This is a genomic window from Cupriavidus nantongensis (assembly GCF_001598055.1).
In the GTDB taxonomy this organism is placed as follows: domain Bacteria; phylum Pseudomonadota; class Gammaproteobacteria; order Burkholderiales; family Burkholderiaceae; genus Cupriavidus; species Cupriavidus nantongensis.
Genome location: NZ_CP014844.1, coordinates 3223276 through 3239036 on the forward strand (window position 1 = coordinate 3223276; position 15761 = coordinate 3239036).

At 67.6% G+C, this 15761-nt stretch carries 13 protein-coding genes, 1 tRNA gene and 1 pseudogene; 11 read left to right on the forward strand and 4 right to left on the reverse strand.

Annotated elements, in window-relative coordinates; genetic code table 11:
- Positions 1 to 70 precede the first annotated feature (70 nt).
- A complete protein-coding gene (locus tag A2G96_RS14880; RefSeq protein ID WP_062800482.1) occupies positions 71 to 349 on the forward strand; it encodes a hypothetical protein in 279 nt (92 codons plus the stop codon).
- A gap of 103 nt (positions 350 to 452) precedes the next feature.
- Positions 453 to 528: transfer RNA gene (locus A2G96_RS14885), tRNA-His, on the forward strand.
- Positions 529 to 614: 86 nt separating this feature from the next.
- Here the strand turns inward: A2G96_RS14885 and A2G96_RS14890 are convergent.
- The 3 genes from A2G96_RS14890 to A2G96_RS14900 form a co-directional block, all read right to left on the reverse strand.
- Positions 615 to 1175 (reverse strand): NADPH-dependent FMN reductase, encoded by a 561-nt coding sequence (locus tag A2G96_RS14890; RefSeq protein WP_062800484.1) that lies wholly within the window; start codon positions 1173 to 1175, stop codon positions 615 to 617.
- A 128-nt stretch (positions 1176 to 1303) separates the two neighbouring features.
- Positions 1304 to 2392 carry an enoyl-CoA hydratase/isomerase family protein gene (locus A2G96_RS14895; protein ID WP_062800487.1) on the reverse strand — a complete coding sequence of 363 codons (1089 nt, stop codon included), beginning with the start codon at positions 2390 to 2392 and terminating at the stop codon, positions 1304 to 1306.
- Positions 2393 to 2500: 108 nt separating this feature from the next.
- On the reverse strand, positions 2501 to 4081 hold the full coding sequence (locus tag A2G96_RS14900; protein WP_062800489.1) for a methyl-accepting chemotaxis protein: 1581 nt from the start codon (positions 4079 to 4081) through the stop codon (positions 2501 to 2503).
- Between the two features lie 241 nt (positions 4082 to 4322).
- Here A2G96_RS14900 and A2G96_RS14905 point away from each other — a divergent pair, with 241 nt between their 5' ends.
- Positions 4323 to 5186 carry a sterol desaturase family protein gene (locus A2G96_RS14905; RefSeq protein WP_062800491.1) on the forward strand — a complete coding sequence of 288 codons (864 nt, stop codon included), beginning with the start codon at positions 4323 to 4325 and terminating at the stop codon, positions 5184 to 5186.
- 52 nt (positions 5187 to 5238) lie between these two features.
- Here A2G96_RS14905 and typA read toward each other — a convergent pair whose 3' ends face one another.
- A complete protein-coding gene (gene typA, locus A2G96_RS14910; RefSeq protein WP_012353096.1) occupies positions 5239 to 7059 on the reverse strand; it encodes a translational GTPase TypA in 1821 nt (606 codons plus the stop codon).
- Positions 7060 to 7272: 213 nt separating this feature from the next.
- Between typA and A2G96_RS14915 the strand changes: the two genes are divergently transcribed.
- The 8 genes and pseudogenes from A2G96_RS14915 (at position 7273) to A2G96_RS14950 (ending at position 15756) form a co-directional block, all read left to right on the forward strand.
- Positions 7273 to 7755, forward strand: coding sequence for a MarR family winged helix-turn-helix transcriptional regulator (locus A2G96_RS14915; protein WP_062800493.1), 483 nt, complete (start codon positions 7273 to 7275; stop codon positions 7753 to 7755).
- 109 nt (positions 7756 to 7864) lie between these two features.
- A pseudogene (locus tag A2G96_RS14920) lies at positions 7865 to 9414 on the forward strand (AdeC/AdeK/OprM family multidrug efflux complex outer membrane factor).
- Positions 9415 to 9458: 44 nt separating this feature from the next.
- Positions 9459 to 10727 (forward strand): HlyD/EmrA/EmrK family protein, encoded by a 1269-nt coding sequence (locus A2G96_RS14925; RefSeq protein WP_062800495.1) that lies wholly within the window; start codon positions 9459 to 9461, stop codon positions 10725 to 10727.
- A 2-nt stretch (positions 10728 to 10729) separates the two neighbouring features.
- Positions 10730 to 12358, forward strand: coding sequence for a DHA2 family efflux MFS transporter permease subunit (locus tag A2G96_RS14930; RefSeq protein WP_062800498.1), 1629 nt, complete (start codon positions 10730 to 10732; stop codon positions 12356 to 12358).
- 203 nt (positions 12359 to 12561) lie between these two features.
- Positions 12562 to 13350 (forward strand): IclR family transcriptional regulator, encoded by a 789-nt coding sequence (locus A2G96_RS14935; protein ID WP_062800500.1) that lies wholly within the window; start codon positions 12562 to 12564, stop codon positions 13348 to 13350.
- Between the two features lie 22 nt (positions 13351 to 13372).
- Positions 13373 to 14089 (forward strand): dipeptidase PepE, encoded by a 717-nt coding sequence (gene pepE, locus A2G96_RS14940; protein WP_062800502.1) that lies wholly within the window; start codon positions 13373 to 13375, stop codon positions 14087 to 14089.
- Positions 14090 to 14128: 39 nt separating this feature from the next.
- Entirely contained in the window at positions 14129 to 15052 is a 924-nt protein-coding gene (locus A2G96_RS14945) for a DUF1177 domain-containing protein (RefSeq protein ID WP_062800504.1), read from the forward strand.
- Positions 15049 to 15756 (forward strand): AroM family protein, encoded by a 708-nt coding sequence (locus A2G96_RS14950; protein WP_062800507.1) that lies wholly within the window; start codon positions 15049 to 15051, stop codon positions 15754 to 15756. The genes A2G96_RS14945 and A2G96_RS14950 overlap by 4 nt, the downstream gene beginning before the upstream one ends.
- The last annotated feature ends 5 nt before the right edge of the window (positions 15757 to 15761 follow it).

Here is a 15761-nt window from a genome sequence, read left to right on the forward strand (position 1 = left end):
GATACGATTTCCGCACGCTTCCCAGGCAAGATCAGGCACGGTATGCGGACCGTGCCGGCAGGGGAGCAAGATGGACAAGGACAACGTGGAAAAAGAAGCGCCGTTCGGCGTCGTCTATGAAGACTTCAGGGTGATCTGGGTGGCCGAGCAACTCCAGGATGGCAAATGGACTGCGCGCTACTGCTGGCACCCCGGCACCTCGGAAGCCGCGGGCAAGGCGTTGCAGGAAGCGGTGCTGAATGGCAAGTCACGCCGGCTGCTGGGCCAGTTCGATACCGAAGCCGAGACCATCGCCGCGATCAAGCAGGCGGTGCTGCTCGAGGCCAAGTGGAGCCCGCCCCGGTCCTGAGCGATGCTCCGCAAAATTTTTTGTGCGGGATACTAGCCATCTCGAAATTCTGTTTGTATAATCTTGTTTTTCGTCGATCAGCGCTTCGCTGATGACCTCTACGGTGGCTGTAGCTCAGTTGGTAGAGTCCAGGATTGTGATTCCTGTCGTCGTGGGTTCGAGTCCCATCAGCCACCCCAAAAATTCCCTGCAAAACGGCGCCTGATTCAGGCGCCGTTTTGCTTTTGTGCTGACGATTTTTCGGAAGCTGACGCTGCACGCCTCCTCAGCGCGGCGCAGTGCGCTCGATCCAGCCTGCAAACGTAGTCAAAAACTTGCCAAGGAACCCCTTGGTCGATTCATTGCCAATCCCGCCCTGCTCGTCGAACAGCTTGTCGACCCCGCTGATATACGCTTCGGGCTGCTGCAGGATGGGGATGTTCAGGAACACCAGCGACTGGCGCAGGTGGTGGTTGGCGCCGAAGCCGCCGATAGCGCCCGGCGAAGCGCTGATGATGGCGCCGGGCTTGCCGTCCCAGACGCTGCTGCCATACGGGCGCGAACCCACGTCGATGGCGTTCTTCAGCGGCGCGGGCACCGAGCGGTTGTATTCCGGCGTGACGAACAGCACGGCGTCGGCGCGGCGGATGCGGTCGCGGAATGCGGTCCAGGCCTGGGTCGGCTTGTCGTCGAGGTCCTGGTTATACAGCTCCAGGCTGCCGATCTCGACGATTTCCAGCCTGAGCTGCGCCGGCGCCAGCGCGATCAGCGCCTTGGCCAGCTTGCGGTTGTATGACTCCTTGCGCAGGCTTCCCACCAGTACAACGACATCACGAGGATCACTCATTGCGGCTCCTTTGACGGTGTGGACGGATTGGCACAGGCGGCGTCCGCGCGCGGCATCTCCGTGCGCGGGCGCCAGACCCTGTCCGTCACTCTACCCGAGTCGGCGCTGGCGCGTGCCCTGCAACGATGTCAGGCAGGCTTGCCCAGTGCCGCCAGCGGGTGCTCCTGCTGGCGCCACGGGCTGTCGAAGAACGACAGCGCCTGCTCGCGGCTGACCTCGTCGAGCCGCGCGTATTGCCAGCGCGGCTTGTGGTCCTTGTCGATCGCCAGCGCGCGGATGCCTTCGACGCCGTCGCCCTTGCGGAACACGTAGTACATCATGTCCAGCTCCATGCGCAGTTCGTCTTCCAGCGCCATGCTGCGCGCGAGGCGGATCTGCTCGAGCGTCACGCACAGCATCAGCGGCGAACGGCTGCGCAGCATCGCGGCAGTCTGAGCGGCCCAGTCGCCGGGGGCATCGCTGACGGCGGCGAGTATGTCCTGCGCGGTATTGCCGGCGAACAGCTGGTCGATCTGTACCGACAGCCCGGCCAGCGTGCTTTGCGCCGGCGCGCAATCCGCGCGGTGCGGCGCGGTGAAGGTTTCGATATGGGTCAGCACCGCAGCGCCGCTGGCGAACTGCTGCGCGCGCAGCGAATCGACCAGTTCTGCGAGGCGGTTGCCCGGCAGATAGGCGTCGGCCAGGCCGGCATACAAGGCGTCGGCCGCGTGGATCACGGTGCCGGTCAGCCCCAGGTATTCGCCGATGCGGCCGGGCGTGCGCGCCAGGAACCAGCCGCCGCCCACGTCCGGGAACAGGCCGATATTGGTTTCGGGCATGGCCATTTTGGTGCGGTCGGTGACCAGACGCAGGCGCGCGCCCTGCGAGATGCCCATGCCGCCGCCCATCACCACGCCATCCATCAGCGCGATATAAGGCTTGGCGTAGCGGTGGATCAGGAAATTGAGCGCGTATTCCTCGACGAAGAACTGGTCGAGCAGCGGATCGCCCGCATGCGCGGCCTGGTGGAAATAGCGGATATCGCCGCCGGCGCAGAACGCCTTGCCGCCGGCGCCGGCCACCACCACGGCGGCGACCTCGGGCGCGGCGGCCCAGTCCTGCAGCGCCTGCGTGATGGCGCGGATCATGTCCAGCGACAGCGCGTTGAGCGCCTGCGGGCGGTTCAGCGTCAGGTATCCGATGCCACCGCGGACCTCGGTCGTGACGAATTCAGTCATGTCGTACTCCTCCAATGCAACTGGCGATTTTACGCCAGTCACCTTGGCAAGCGCACGTGCGTGGGCAGCTTGCGGCGCATGCCGATACACGCATGCGCCCGTGCCCGTTCAGGCCAGCCGGAACGTCGCCACCAGCGAGGTGAGCCGCTGCGCCTGCTCTTCCAGCGATGCCGCGGCGGCGGCGGCCTGCTCGACCAGCGCCGCGTTCTGCTGCGTCATGCTGTCCATCTGCGACACCGCCACGTTGACCTGCTCGATGCCGTTGGACTGCTCGTCCGACGCCGCGCTGATATCGCCGATGATGGCGCTGACGCGCTGCACCGCGTCGACGATGTCCTGCATCGCGCGCCCGGCCTCGTCGACCAGCCCCGAGCCCTCGCGCACATTGGCCACCGAGGCGCCGATCAGCGCGCGGATCTCCTTGGACGCGCCGGCGCAGCGCTGCGCCAGGTCGCGCACGTCGCCGGCCACCACGGCAAAGCCACGGCCATGCTCGCCGGCACGCGCCGCTTCCACCGCTGCGTTCAGCGCCAGGATATTGGTCTGGAACGCGATCTTCTCGATCACGTCGATGATGTCGACGATCTTGCCGGAGCTGGCGTCGATCGACTGCATGGTATTGACCACGCGCAGCACCGCATCGCTGCCGCGCCCGGCCAGGGTTGCGGCGTCGCTGGCGAGCGCGCGCGCCTCGCGCGCGCTGTCGGCATTCTGGCGCACGGTACTGGTCAGTTCCTCCATGCTCGAAGCGGTTTCCTCCAGCGACGCCGCCTGCTGCTCGGTGCGCTGCGACAGGTCGGCATTGCCGCTGGCAATCTGCTTGCTGGCCGCGGCGATCGAGTCGGCACCGCCGCGCACATCGCCCACCATCGCCACCAGGCTGGCCTGCATCCGGCCCAGCATGCCCAGCATGCGCGCGGTCTCGTTGCGCGCCGCTTCGTCGGCCAGCGCTTCGCCGGCCCCCACTGCGCCGCTGCTTGCAGCTGCGCTCAGGTCGCCACCGGCAATTTTTTCGAAGCGCGCAATCGCCGTATCCAGCGGCTGCACGATGGAACGGCGCAGGCGCCACGCCACCACGGTGCTGAACACCAGTCCCGCGGCCAGCACGCACACGGACAGCGTGAGCAGGTTGCGGTAGCGCTGCTGCGAGGCCTCGTAGACCTGCTTTGCGCTGGCCACCTGCAGCTTGTTCAGCTCGGTGTTGACGGCGGTGAAGGCGATATCGAGCTGCGGAATGGTTTCCAGCACCGCCTTCATCACGCCGTCGCGATCGCCGGCATGCAGCGCGGCGATCATGGGCGCGACCCCCTGCCTGAACAACGCATCGCGCTTGGCGGTAACGTCTTCGACCACCTTCGCTTCGTCGGCCGAACGCGGCAGCGCAAGGTAGGCCTTCCACGCCTTCTCCGATTCGCGCGCAAAGCCCTCCGCGGTCGCGGCGCGCGCCTTGGCGTCGGCCGGGTCGGCGGCAAAGGTGGCCTGGTCCAGCAGCACGCGCACCAGCAACTGGTTCGAACGCGCCTCGGCCAGGTTGACCGCGGCCGACAGCTGCTGCTCGTAGATCTGGTGCGTCGCTTCGTTGCTGCGCGACATGCCGAGCCAGCCGACGGCACCGACAATCAGCAACAACAAATTAATGACGACAGTGAGAAACCACAATCTGGCGCCGATGGTCGTGTTCCTGAACATGGATGAGGCTCCGGGAGGAATGAAGAAAACTGGATGAAGGCGGCGCGCCGCGCCGCTGCCCTGTCCAACTACGGCGCCGGCGCCGCATCCTTTACCCGTATTGATGGCCTTCGCACGCGTGACAGAATTGCGTGGCAGTACATCATCGCCATCAAGTGGCGGAAGCGGCCCACCTCACCCCATCCCACCGTTTGGAGGAAGCCCTCGTGGCAATTTCGCGGCGAACAGGCACACTGGCGGGATGAACACCGCCTCGCTCGATCCCGGACTCGTACTGCTGGCCTTCGCGCCGGTCTTCGTGCTGACCATCGGCGCCGAAGCGTGGTACTGGGCGCGCCGCGACCCTGCCGTCTACAGCCTGCGCGATACGCTCTCCAACGCCGCGCTGGCGCTGATGCACCAGGCGTCGGACGCGTTCTTCCTCTGGCTGATGGTCCGCACCGTCTACACGTGGTGCTACCAGCACGGCCTGCAGGCGATGCCGCAGACGCTGTGGTCGTTCTTGCTGCTGCTGTTGCTGCAGGACTTCCTCTACTACTGGTTCCATCGCGCCAGCCATCGCGTGCGCTGGCTATGGGCTTCGCACGTGACGCATCATTCGTCGGAGGGCATAAACTTCTCGACCGCTTTCCGGCAGAGCCTGACCTATCCGCTGTCCGGCATGTGGCTGTTCTGGATTCCGCTGGCGTATATCGGCTTCACGCCGGACTGGGTGATCCTGGCCGTGGGCCTGAACCTGGGCTTCCAGTTCTTCGTCCATACGCGGCTGGGGCAACGCTGGCCGCTGGTCGAGCGGCTGCTGAACACGCCTTCGGTCCATCGCGTGCACCACGCCAGGAACCCGCAGTACATCGACCGCAACTATGCCGGCGTGCTGACGCTCTGGGACCGCCTGTTCGGCACCTTCGTCGCCGAGCACGAGGCACCGGTCTACGGCATTACGCGCCAGTTGCGCAGCCACAATCCGCTGACGCTGACCTTCCACGAATGGCGCGACATGTTCGGAGATGCCTGGCGCGACCGCGACCTGCGCTACCTGTGGAAGCCGCCGGAATGGCGCAGCCCGCGTGCCGCGGTGCCGGCGACGCTGCCGGGCACGCAATAAAAAACCGCGCCTGCAGGCGCGGTTTTTGTGAGCAGCGTCAGCGCGTGGGCGCTTATGCGCCTTCGCGGGCGGCACGCTTGCGCTCGTGCTCCTTCAGATGGCGCTTGCGCAGGCGGATGCTCTTGGGCGTGAGCTCGACCAGTTCGTCGTCGGCGATGAATTCCACCGCGTATTCCAGCGACATCTGGATCGGCGGCACCAGGCGCACCGCTTCGTCGGTACCCGAGGCGCGCACGTTGGTCAGCTGCTTGCCCTTGATCGGGTTCACGACCAGGTCGTTGTCGCGGCTGTGGATGCCGATGATCATGCCTTCATACAGCGCATCGCCCGGCTTGACGAACATGCGGCCGCGGTCCTGCAGCTTCCACAGCGCGTAGGCCACGGCGTCGCCGTCGTCCTGCGAGATCAGCACGCCGTTGTGGCGCTCGCCCAGCCCGCCTTCGCGCACCGGCGCGTAGTCGTCGAAGATATGGCTGATCAGGCCGGTGCCGCGCGTCAGCGTCAGGAACTCGCCCTGGAAGCCGATCAGGCCGCGCGCCGGAATGCGGTACTCGAGGCGGGTGCGGCCCTTGCCGTCCGACGCCATGTCGAGCAGTTCGCCCTTGCGGCGGCCCAGCTCTTCCATGATGCCGCCCTGGTGGCTGTCTTCGACGTCGACGGTCAGCAGCTCGTACGGCTCGCACTTGACGCCGTCGATTTCCTTGAACACCACGCGCGGACGCGACACGGCCAGCTCGTAGCCCTCGCGGCGCATGTTTTCCAGCAGGATGGTCAGGTGCAGCTCGCCGCGGCCCGACACTTCGAAGATGGTGTCGTCGCCGGTATCGGCCACGCGCAGCGCCACGTTGGACTTCAGTTCGCGGTCCAGGCGCTCGCGCAGCTGGCGGCTGGTGACGAACTTGCCTTCGCGGCCGGCCAGCGGCGAGGTGTTGACGCAGAAGTTCATGGTCAGCGTCGGCTCGTCCACCTTCAGCATCGGCAGCGCGTCCTGGGCCTCGGGCGCGCACACGGTGCAGCCGATGCCCAGTTCTTCGATGCCGTTGATCAGCACGATGTCGCCGGCTTCGGCTTCCTGAACGATTTCGCGCTCCAGGCCCTGGAACTTCAGCACCTGGTTGATGCGGCCCTTGATCGGGTTGCCTTCCGGACCGAACTTGACCACCACGTCCTGCAGCGGACGGGCACGGCCGCGCGAGATGCGGCCCACGCCGATCTTGCCGACGTAGCTGGAGTAGTCCAGCGAGATGATCTGCAGCTGCAGCGGGCCGTCGCGGTCGTCGTCACGCACGGGCACTTTGTCCAGCACGGTCTCGAACAGCGGCTTCATGTCGCCGTCGCGCACGTCTTCGGTCAGGCCGGCGTAGCCGTTCAGGCCCGAGGCGTAGATCACCGGGAAGTCGAGCTGCTCGTCGGTCGCGCCGAGCTTGTCGAACAGGTCGAAGGTCTGGTTGATGACCCAGTCCGGACGCGCGCCCGGCCGGTCGATCTTGTTGATCACCACGATCGGCTTCAGGCCCAGCGCCAGCGCCTTGCGCGTGACGAAGCGGGTCTGCGGCATCGGGCCCTCGACCGCGTCGACCAGCAGCAGCACGCCGTCGACCATCGACAGCACGCGCTCCACTTCACCGCCGAAGTCGGCGTGGCCCGGGGTGTCGACGATATTGATATGGGTGCCGTTGTACTCGACGGCACAGTTCTTCGCGAGAATCGTGATCCCGCGCTCCTTTTCCAGGTCGTTCGAGTCCATCACCCGCTCGGCGACTTGCTGGTTGTCGCGGAAGGTGCCTGCCTGGCGCAGGAGCTGGTCGACCAGGGTGGTCTTGCCATGATCGACGTGGGCGATGATGGCGATATTTCGGATGGCGCGGGTCATTGCTGCGTCTCGCTAAGAACGGGGCCCTCGCAAGGAGGGCCGGAGAATCTGAGGTAACCCAACATTCTAGCATGTTGCGGCGCAAGAAGCGTTGACGGGAACCAGCTCTGACGCAGGGAAAATATTTGCGAATTTCGCAATAACCAATTTCCGTTCTTGCGGATCGTTAAACGTGAACATATATTTGCCTCAGCAAAGATTGCAAAGGCAAAGATGTCACACGCACCCGCTTCCGCTCCGCCAGCCTCCCCGGCCGGCTCGTTCGATCCCGCCCAGTACCAGATGTGCGAAAGCGTCGGCTACCTGATGCAACGGGCCAAGAACATGCTGGCGCACGGCGTCGAGCAGGAGGTCGGCAGCCTGGACATCACCCAGGCCCAGGCCAGCTGCCTGATGATGCTGGCCACCGGCCGCGCCTCGACCGTCACCGACCTCGGCCGCGAGCTGAACACCGACATGGGATCGGTCACGCGGCTGCTCAGCCGCATGGAAAAGCGCGGCCTGATCGAGCGCCGCCGTCGCGACGCCGACCGCCGCGTGGTCGACCTGTCGGTGACGCCGCAGGGCCAGGAGCTGGTGCAGCAGCTGCCGGCGATCTTCTGCAAGGTCCTGGCGCACCACTTTCGCGGTTTTTCCGAGGACGAGATCCAGCTGCTGCGCAGCATGCTGCGCCGGGTCATCGACAACAGTGGGTAGCCGGCTGCGCGCCGGACTTCCGGCCCGCCAGATCGTCTGCGCCGGCCAGCCCGCCCGGACACCGTCAGCAGCCCGTAAACACCGTATGGCTCCGCCACGGAGCAAGACCATGAAACCAGTTCTTTCCTCCCGATTTACCCGGCCGGCGCGCCGTGCCGGCACGCTCGCGCTGACCGCGATCGCGGCCGCGGCGCTGGCCGGGTGTGCGGCACTTGGCGATTCGCACAGCACCCGGACCATGGCCGATCCGGCCGCGATGGCGACTTCGCAGACCCTGCCCGGCGAACACGGCCAGTGGCCGTCGCAGGACTGGGTCAGCCAGTTCCAGGACCCGCAACTGAACGCCCTGGTCGACGAGGCGATCCACGACAGCCCCAACCTGCAGGCCGCGTTTGCCCGCGTCGAGGCCTCGCGCGCGATGGCCGAGGCCACCCGCAGCGCGCTGTATCCGCACCTGGAGTTCGAAGGCAGCCTGGTGCGCCAGCGCTTTTCCAACAACGACCTGTTCGAAGGCACGCCGCTGGCGGGCTCGTGGCAGAACCAGTCGCGGCTGCAGGTGGGCCTGTCCTATGACTTCGATTTCTGGGGCAAGAACCGCGATGCGCTCGAAGCCGCGCTGTCCGACGACCGCGCCGCCGAGGCCGAAAGCCAGGCCGCGCGCCTGATCCTGGCAACGTCGATCTCGCGCAATTACGCCCGCCTGGCCGCGCTGTATGCGCAGCGCGACGTGGCCGAGCGCGCCATCGCCCAGCGCCGCGACCTGACCGAGCTGTCGCGCCAGCGCCTGGCCGCCGGCCTCGACACGCAGGTCGAGACCACGCAGGCACGCGGCACCGTGGCCGCATCGCAGACCACCTGCAGCGCGTCGATGAAGAAATCGCGCTGGCGCGCAACCAGCTCGCGGCGCTGCTCGGCAAGGGCCCGGACCGCGGCCTGCAGATCCAGCGCCCAGTGCTGCTGGCGCAGGCCACGCCGACGCTGCCCGACAACCTGACCATCGGCCTGCTGGGCCGCCGCCCGGACCTGGTGGCGGCGCGCTGGCGCGTCGAGGCTGCGTCGAAAGACATCAACGTCGCCAGGAAGGAATTCCTGCCCGACGTCAGCCTGAGCGCTTTTGCCGGCCTGGCCGCGCTGGATCCTTCCAACCTGCTGATGGGCATCAGCCGCACCTTCGGCATCGGTCCGACCGTGCGCCTGCCGATCTTCGAAGGCGGCAGGCTGCGCGCCAACCTGAAGGGCAAGTACGCCGGCTACGACATTGCCGTGGCCAACTACAACCAGGCGCTGGTCGATGCGCTGCGCGAGACCGCCGACACCATGACCAGCATCCGCAGCGTCGACCAGCAGATCCAGACCCAGCGCGAAGCGCTGGACCTTGCCGAGCACGCCTACGCGCTGGCGACCACGCGCTACAAGGCGGGGCTGGGCACGCAGCTGACCGTACTCAACGCGGAAAGCAACGTGCTGCAGCAGCGCCGCCTGGCGACCGACCTGCAGGCGCGGCGGCTGGACCTGCAGATGGGCCTGATGAAGGCGCTCGGCGGCGGCTACCAGGAGCCGGCCGAAGGCCACGAGAGCGTCGCCCATGGGCCGGCGCAGCAGCCGGGCCACACGCAGGGCCACACCCAGGACCACACCCAGGCGGGCGCCCGCGGCTGATCCGCGCACCCGGTGATCGCAGACAAGATTATCCAGAAGACATCATGAGCAACAACCAGCAAGCGGCCGGCACCAATACCCCCCAGCAAGCCACGACCACCCCTCCCAACGGCAAGCGCAAGCGCATGCTGCTGTCGCTGACCGCGGCGATCGTGGTCGCCGGCATCGGCTACGGCGTGTACTGGGGACTGTATGCCCGCCATTTCGAAAGCACCGACGACGCCTATGTCGCCGGCAACGTGGTCCAGGTCACGCCGCTGGTGGCTGGCACCGTCGTGTCGATCTCGGCCGACGACACCCAGCTGGTCACCGCCGGCCAGCCGCTGATCCAGCTCGACCGCGCCGACACGCAGGTGGCGCTGGAACAGGCCGAGGCCCAGCTGGCCCAGGCCGTGCGCGAAGTGCGCACGCTGTACGTCAACAACGGCTCGCTCGCCGCCAACGTGGCGCTGCGCGAAGCCGACGTGGCCAAGGCGCGCGACGACCTGCGCCGGCGCCAGGCCATCGCCGGCTCGGGCGCGGTCTCGAATGAAGAGATCTCGCACGCGCAAGCCGCGCTCAAGGGCGCCGAGTCGGCGCTGGTGGCCGCGCGCGAGCAGCTGGCATCGAACCAGGTGCTGACCGACCAGACCACGGTCGAGAACCACCCCAACGTGCAGCGCGCCGCCGCCAACCTGCGCTCGGCCTACCTGTCGTTCGCGCGCTCGGCGCTGCCGGCGCCGGTGACCGGCTACGTCGCCAAGCGCTCGGTGCAGGTCGGCCAGCGCGTGGCCGCCGGCGCGCCGCTGATGGCGGTGGTGCCGCTGGACCAGGTCTGGGTCGACGCCAACTTCAAGGAAGTGCAGATCACGCATATGCGCATCGGCCAGCCGGTGACGCTGGAAGCCGACGTCTATGGCTCCAGGGTCGAATACCGCGGCAAGGTCGCCGGCTTCTCGGCCGGCACCGGCTCGGCGTTCTCGCTGCTGCCGGCGCAGAACGCCACCGGCAACTGGATCAAGGTGGTGCAGCGCCTGCCGGTGCGCATCGCGCTGGATCCGCAGCAACTCAAGGACCATCCGCTGCGCGTGGGCCTGTCGATGACGGTCAAGGTCGACGTACGCCGCGAGGAAGGCGCCGCCATGGCCGCCGCCGCGCCGGCCAAGCCCATGCAGACCGACGTCTATGACAAGGTGGCCAAGGATGCCGACCAGCTGATCGCGCGCATCATCGCCGCCAACAACGGCGGGCGCGGCACCGGCCTGTCCCCGGCCAGCGCCGCCCAAGCGAAGTCGGCCAAGTCGGCCAAGTCGGCCAAGCCTGCCAATACCTGATCATGGCCACCTCCCCTTCCGCCGCACCGGCCGCACCGGCTGCTGCCGGGTCGCAGCCGGGCGCCGGCCCGGCGCCGGCGCGGGCCCTGCCGCAGCAGCCGCAGCCGCTGACCGGCGGCAAGCTGGTGCTCGGCACCATCGCGCTGTCGCTGGCGACGTTCATGAACGTGCTGGACTCGTCGATCGCCAACGTGTCGATTCCGGCGATCTCGGGCGACCTGGGCGTGGCCCCCAACCAGGGCACCTGGGTCATCACCTCGTTCGCGGTCGCCAACGCGATCTCGGTGCCGCTGACCGGCTGGCTGACCACGCGCTTCGGCGCGGTGCGGCTGTTTATCACCTCGATCCTGCTGTTCGTGCTGGCGTCGTGGCTGTGCGGCGTCGCGCCCAACCTGGAGACGCTGCTGGCCGCGCGCGTGCTGCAGGGGGCCGTGGCGGGCCCGATGATCCCGCTGTCGCAGTCGCTGCTGCTGGCGAGCTATCCGCCAGCCAAGAGCACCATGGCGCTGGCGCTATGGGGCATGACCACGCTGGTGGCGCCGATCATGGGGCCGCTGCTGGGCGGCTGGATCTCCGACAACATGACCTGGCCGTGGATCTTCTACATCAACGTGCCGGTGGGCATCATCACCGCCTACGCCACCTGGGCCATCTACAAGGACCGCGAGACCCCCACCAAGGTGCTGCCGATCGACCGCATCGGCCTGGCGCTGCTGGTGATCTGGGTCGGCTCGATGCAGCTGATGCTGGACAAGGGCAAGGAGCTGGACTGGTTCCATTCGACCGAGATCGTGGTGCTGACGCTGGTGGCGATCGTCGGCTTCCTGTTCTTCCTGGCGTGGGAAACCTATGAGAAGCATCCCATTGTCGACATCAGCCTGTTCAAGGGCCGCAACTTCAGTTCGGGCGTGGTCGCGATCTCGGTCGCGTACGGGCTGTTCTTCGGCAACCTGGTGATCCTGCCGCTGTGGCTGCAGACCATCGTCGGCTATACCGCGACCGACGCGGGCATCGTGATGGCGCCGGTCGGCATCTTCGCGATCCTGCTGTCGCCGGTGATCGGGCGCAACCTGCCGAAGATGGATGCGCGCTGGGTCGCCACCGCGGCCTTCATCACCTTCGGCATCGTCAGCCTGATGCGCGCGGGCTTCACCACGCAGGTCGATACCTGGACCCTGATGGTGCCCACGCTGATCCAGGGCGCGGCCATGGCGATGTTCTTCATCCCGCTGACCTCGATCATCCTGTCGGGCCAGCCGCCGGAGAAGATCCCGGCCGCCTCGGGCCTGTCGAACTTCGTGCGGATCACCTTCGGCGGCATCGGCGCATCGGTCTCTACCACGGTCTGGGAGAACCGCTCGGCGCTGCACCATGCGCAACTGGTCGAGCAGGTCAACCCGTACAACCCGGTCTACCACGACCAGCTCAACCACCTGATGCAGATGGGCATGAGCCAGGCGCAGGCGGTCGGCGTGATCGAGCGCAATATCACCCAGCAGGCAGCCATGCTCGGCGCCAACGACATCTTCTGGATCTCGGGCGTGCTGTTCTTCGTGCTGATCGGCTTTGTCTGGCTGACGCGGCCGGCCAGGGGCGGTGGCGGCTCGGCGGACGCGATGGCGGCGCATTGAGCACGCGGTTCTGCAATGCATGGAATGGCCCCGGTTCGGGGCCATTTTTTTTGCCCATTTATTGCCCATTTTTTTGCCCATATCGGGCCAGGGAAATTTCCCCTTGTGTTCCGCCACCCATCGCCCTATGATTTGCCAACCGAATTACGGAACCTCGGTTCCGAAAAACGGAACCCAAGAACCAACCCAGGCGGAGAGGCGGAGTGAGCATTCTTGAAGGCGTGGAGGGCGTGCTGGACCTGTTCGGGCACGGCCGCCACGAGATCACGTTCAACGATGTGCTGGACGAGCTGGGGCTGGCCAAGAGCTCGGCATCGCGCCTGCTCGCCCAGATGGTGCGCTACCGGCTGCTGGAGCTGCAGCCGTCGACGCGACGCTATCGACCGGGCGCACTGGTGATCCGCGCGGCGCAGGCCGCCACGCAGGCGCACCCCTTCGACGACCAGTGCCGCGAGATCCTTGCCGCGTTGTCGGATTCGACCGGCTTCACGGCCTACCTGTCGATGCTCGACGGCACCGACACCGTGGTGCTGCAGCGCCTGAACGGCAGCAACCCGGTGCAGGTGCTGTCGCCGCCGGGCGCGCGCCGGCCGGCCTTTACCACCGCCATGGGCCGCGTGCTGCTGTCGCGCCTGCCCGAGACCGAATTCCGCGCGCGCTACGGCGCCACCGGCACCCGCAAGCTGCCCGACGCACCGGCCGGATGTCCGGCCACCGTCGCCGAGCTGCGCGAGCGTGTGGCAATGGCTCGCGCCGAGCGCAGCGCCATCGCCGTCAACGAAGGCATGCCAGGCATCGGCGCGGTGGCCACCACGCTGACCGATCCGCTCTCGGGCGATGTGCGCGGGTTGTGCCTGTCCTTCACCGCGATGCAGGTCAGCCAGGCCCAGGCACGCGCGCTGCGCGAAACGCTGGTGCAGGCGGTGGCGCCGCTCGGGCAGCGCCTCGGCGATCCGCTCTGGCTCCATCCCGCCGACATCCCCGCCAACTAGTCATCCCGGCAGTTCAAACCCAATGGAACTCCTGTTACTCAGCAACTCCTCCAGCGACGCGGGCTACCTCGTCCATGCCCACGACGCAATCCGCGAACTGGCCGGCGGGCGCACCCGTGCCTGCTTCCTGCCGTTCGCCGGCGTCACGCGCGACTGGGACAGCTACGAAGCGCTGGTGCGCGACGCACTGGCCCCGGCCGGCATCGCCGCGCAATCGACGCACCGGCTCGCCGATGCCGACTGCGTGCGGGCGGTGGCAGCGGCCGAACTGATCGTCATCGGCGGCGGCAACACCTTCCGCCTGCTGCAATGCCTGCGCGAGCGCGGCCTGCTGCCCGTGATCGCGCGCCAGGTGGCCGCGGGCGCCGCCCGCTATATCGGCTGGAGCGCCGGCACCAATGTCGCCTGCCCGACCATCCGCACCACCAACGACATGCCGGTTGCGGAACCCGGCGGCCTTGATGCGCTCGGGCTGGTGCCGTTCCAGATCAACCCGCACTACTTCAACCTGGTGGTGCCGGGCTTCCGCGGCGAAACGCGCGACCAGCGCCTGGCCGAGTTCACGGTGCTGCAGCCGCAGACGCCGGTGCTGGGTTTGCCCGAAGGCAACTGGGTGCGGGTCTCGGGCGAGCGCATGGAGATGGGCGGCGCGCATCGCGCACGCTGGTTCCTTGGCCAGCAGATCGTCGACATTGCTCCCGGCGCATTGTCCGTGCCGGCCTGCGCCGCCGCCGTCTGACAAATCGTTATCCAGCAACGCCAAGGAATCCCAAGCAAGATGTCCATCAAGCAGGTCATTGAATCGATCGAGCTGCTGTCCGCAGCCAACGTCGACGGCGCAGCCGTCGCCACTTTGCTGCGTGCCCGCGGCATCCGCGACGTCACGGTGACGCGCGTGGAAGAGAACGGCCTCTACACCGACTTCCTCGCCTGCACCCTGCCCGGCCGCAACCACGATGCGCCCGCGCTGGGCGTGGTCGGCCGCCTCGGCGGCGTCGGTGCGCGCCCGGCCGTGACCGGCCTGGTGTCGGATGCCGACGGCGCCATCGTCGCCGTCGCCACCGCGCTCAAGCTGGCCGACATGGCCGCCGGCGGCGATGTGCTGGCCGGCCCGGTGCGGATCCATACCCACATCTGCCCGCACGCCGCCACGCGGCCGCACCAGCCGGTGCCGATGATGAAATCGCCGTTCGCGATGCGCACGATGATGTCGCACGAAGTGCATCCCGACATGGCGGCGATCCTGTCGGTCGACACCACGCGCGGCAACCGCTTCGTCAACCGCCGCGGCGTGGCGTTGACGCCGGTGGCCAAGCAAGGCTGGCTGCTGCGCCTGCCGGAGCGGATGCTGGACCTGATGGGCTGGGTCAGCGGCGAGCTGCCGATGGTGCTGCCGCTGACCACGCAGGACATCACCCCGTATGAGAATGGCTTGTGGCATGTCAACTCGATCATGCAGCCGGCCATCGTCACCGCCGCGCCGGTGGTGGGCGTGGCGCTGACCGCGCAGACCACCGTGCCGGGATGCGCCACCGGCGTCACCAACGCCTTCGACATCGATGTGGCAACGCGCTTCTGCATCGAGGTCGCCAAGCAGTTCGGCCAGGGCCAGTGCGCCTTCTACGATGCCGGGGAATGGGCCGAGCTGCAGCGGCGCTACGGCTCGCTCGCGCACCTGCAGACCGTCGGGACCGAAGCATGACCGCGGCCGCCCCACGCCTGCCGCGCGTGGCCTTCGTCACCATCGGGCAGTCGCCGCGGACCGACGTGGTGCCGCAGATGATGGCCGACCTGGGCCTGCCGGCCGAGGTCGAAGAATTCGGCATCCTCGACGCGCTGGGCCCCGACGAGATCGCCGCGCTGGCGCCCGCCGCCGGCGAATACCGCTTCGCCAGCCGCCTGCGCGACGGCACCCAGGCGGTGATGGGCAAGCCGGTGGCCGAGGCCATGCTGGCGCGGCTGATGGCCTCGCTCGACGACGGCCGCTTCGACGCGCTGGTGCCGCTGTGCACCGGCACCGCGCTGCCGCCGATGCAGACGCTGGTGCTGGAGCCGCAGCAGGTGGTCGACCACCTGACGGTGGCGCTGGCGCAGGGCTGCAGGCGGCTCGGCATCGTGCTGCCGCTGCAGGCGCAGGTGAACGACTTTCACCTGATCCAGCCGGTGCCCTGCGAACTGCGCGTCACGCATGCATCGCCTTACACCGACAGCGCGGATACCGACACCGGCGGCTTCGCGCAGGCGGGTGCGGCGCTGCGCGGCTGCGACCTGGTGGTGATGCACTGCATGGGCTACACCGAAGCCATGCGCGCCACGGTGGCGCGCCATGCGCAGGCGCCGGTACTGCTGTCGAACCGCATGGTGGCACGGCTGCTGGGACAGGTACTGGCTGGTGCGGCGGCCTGATGGCG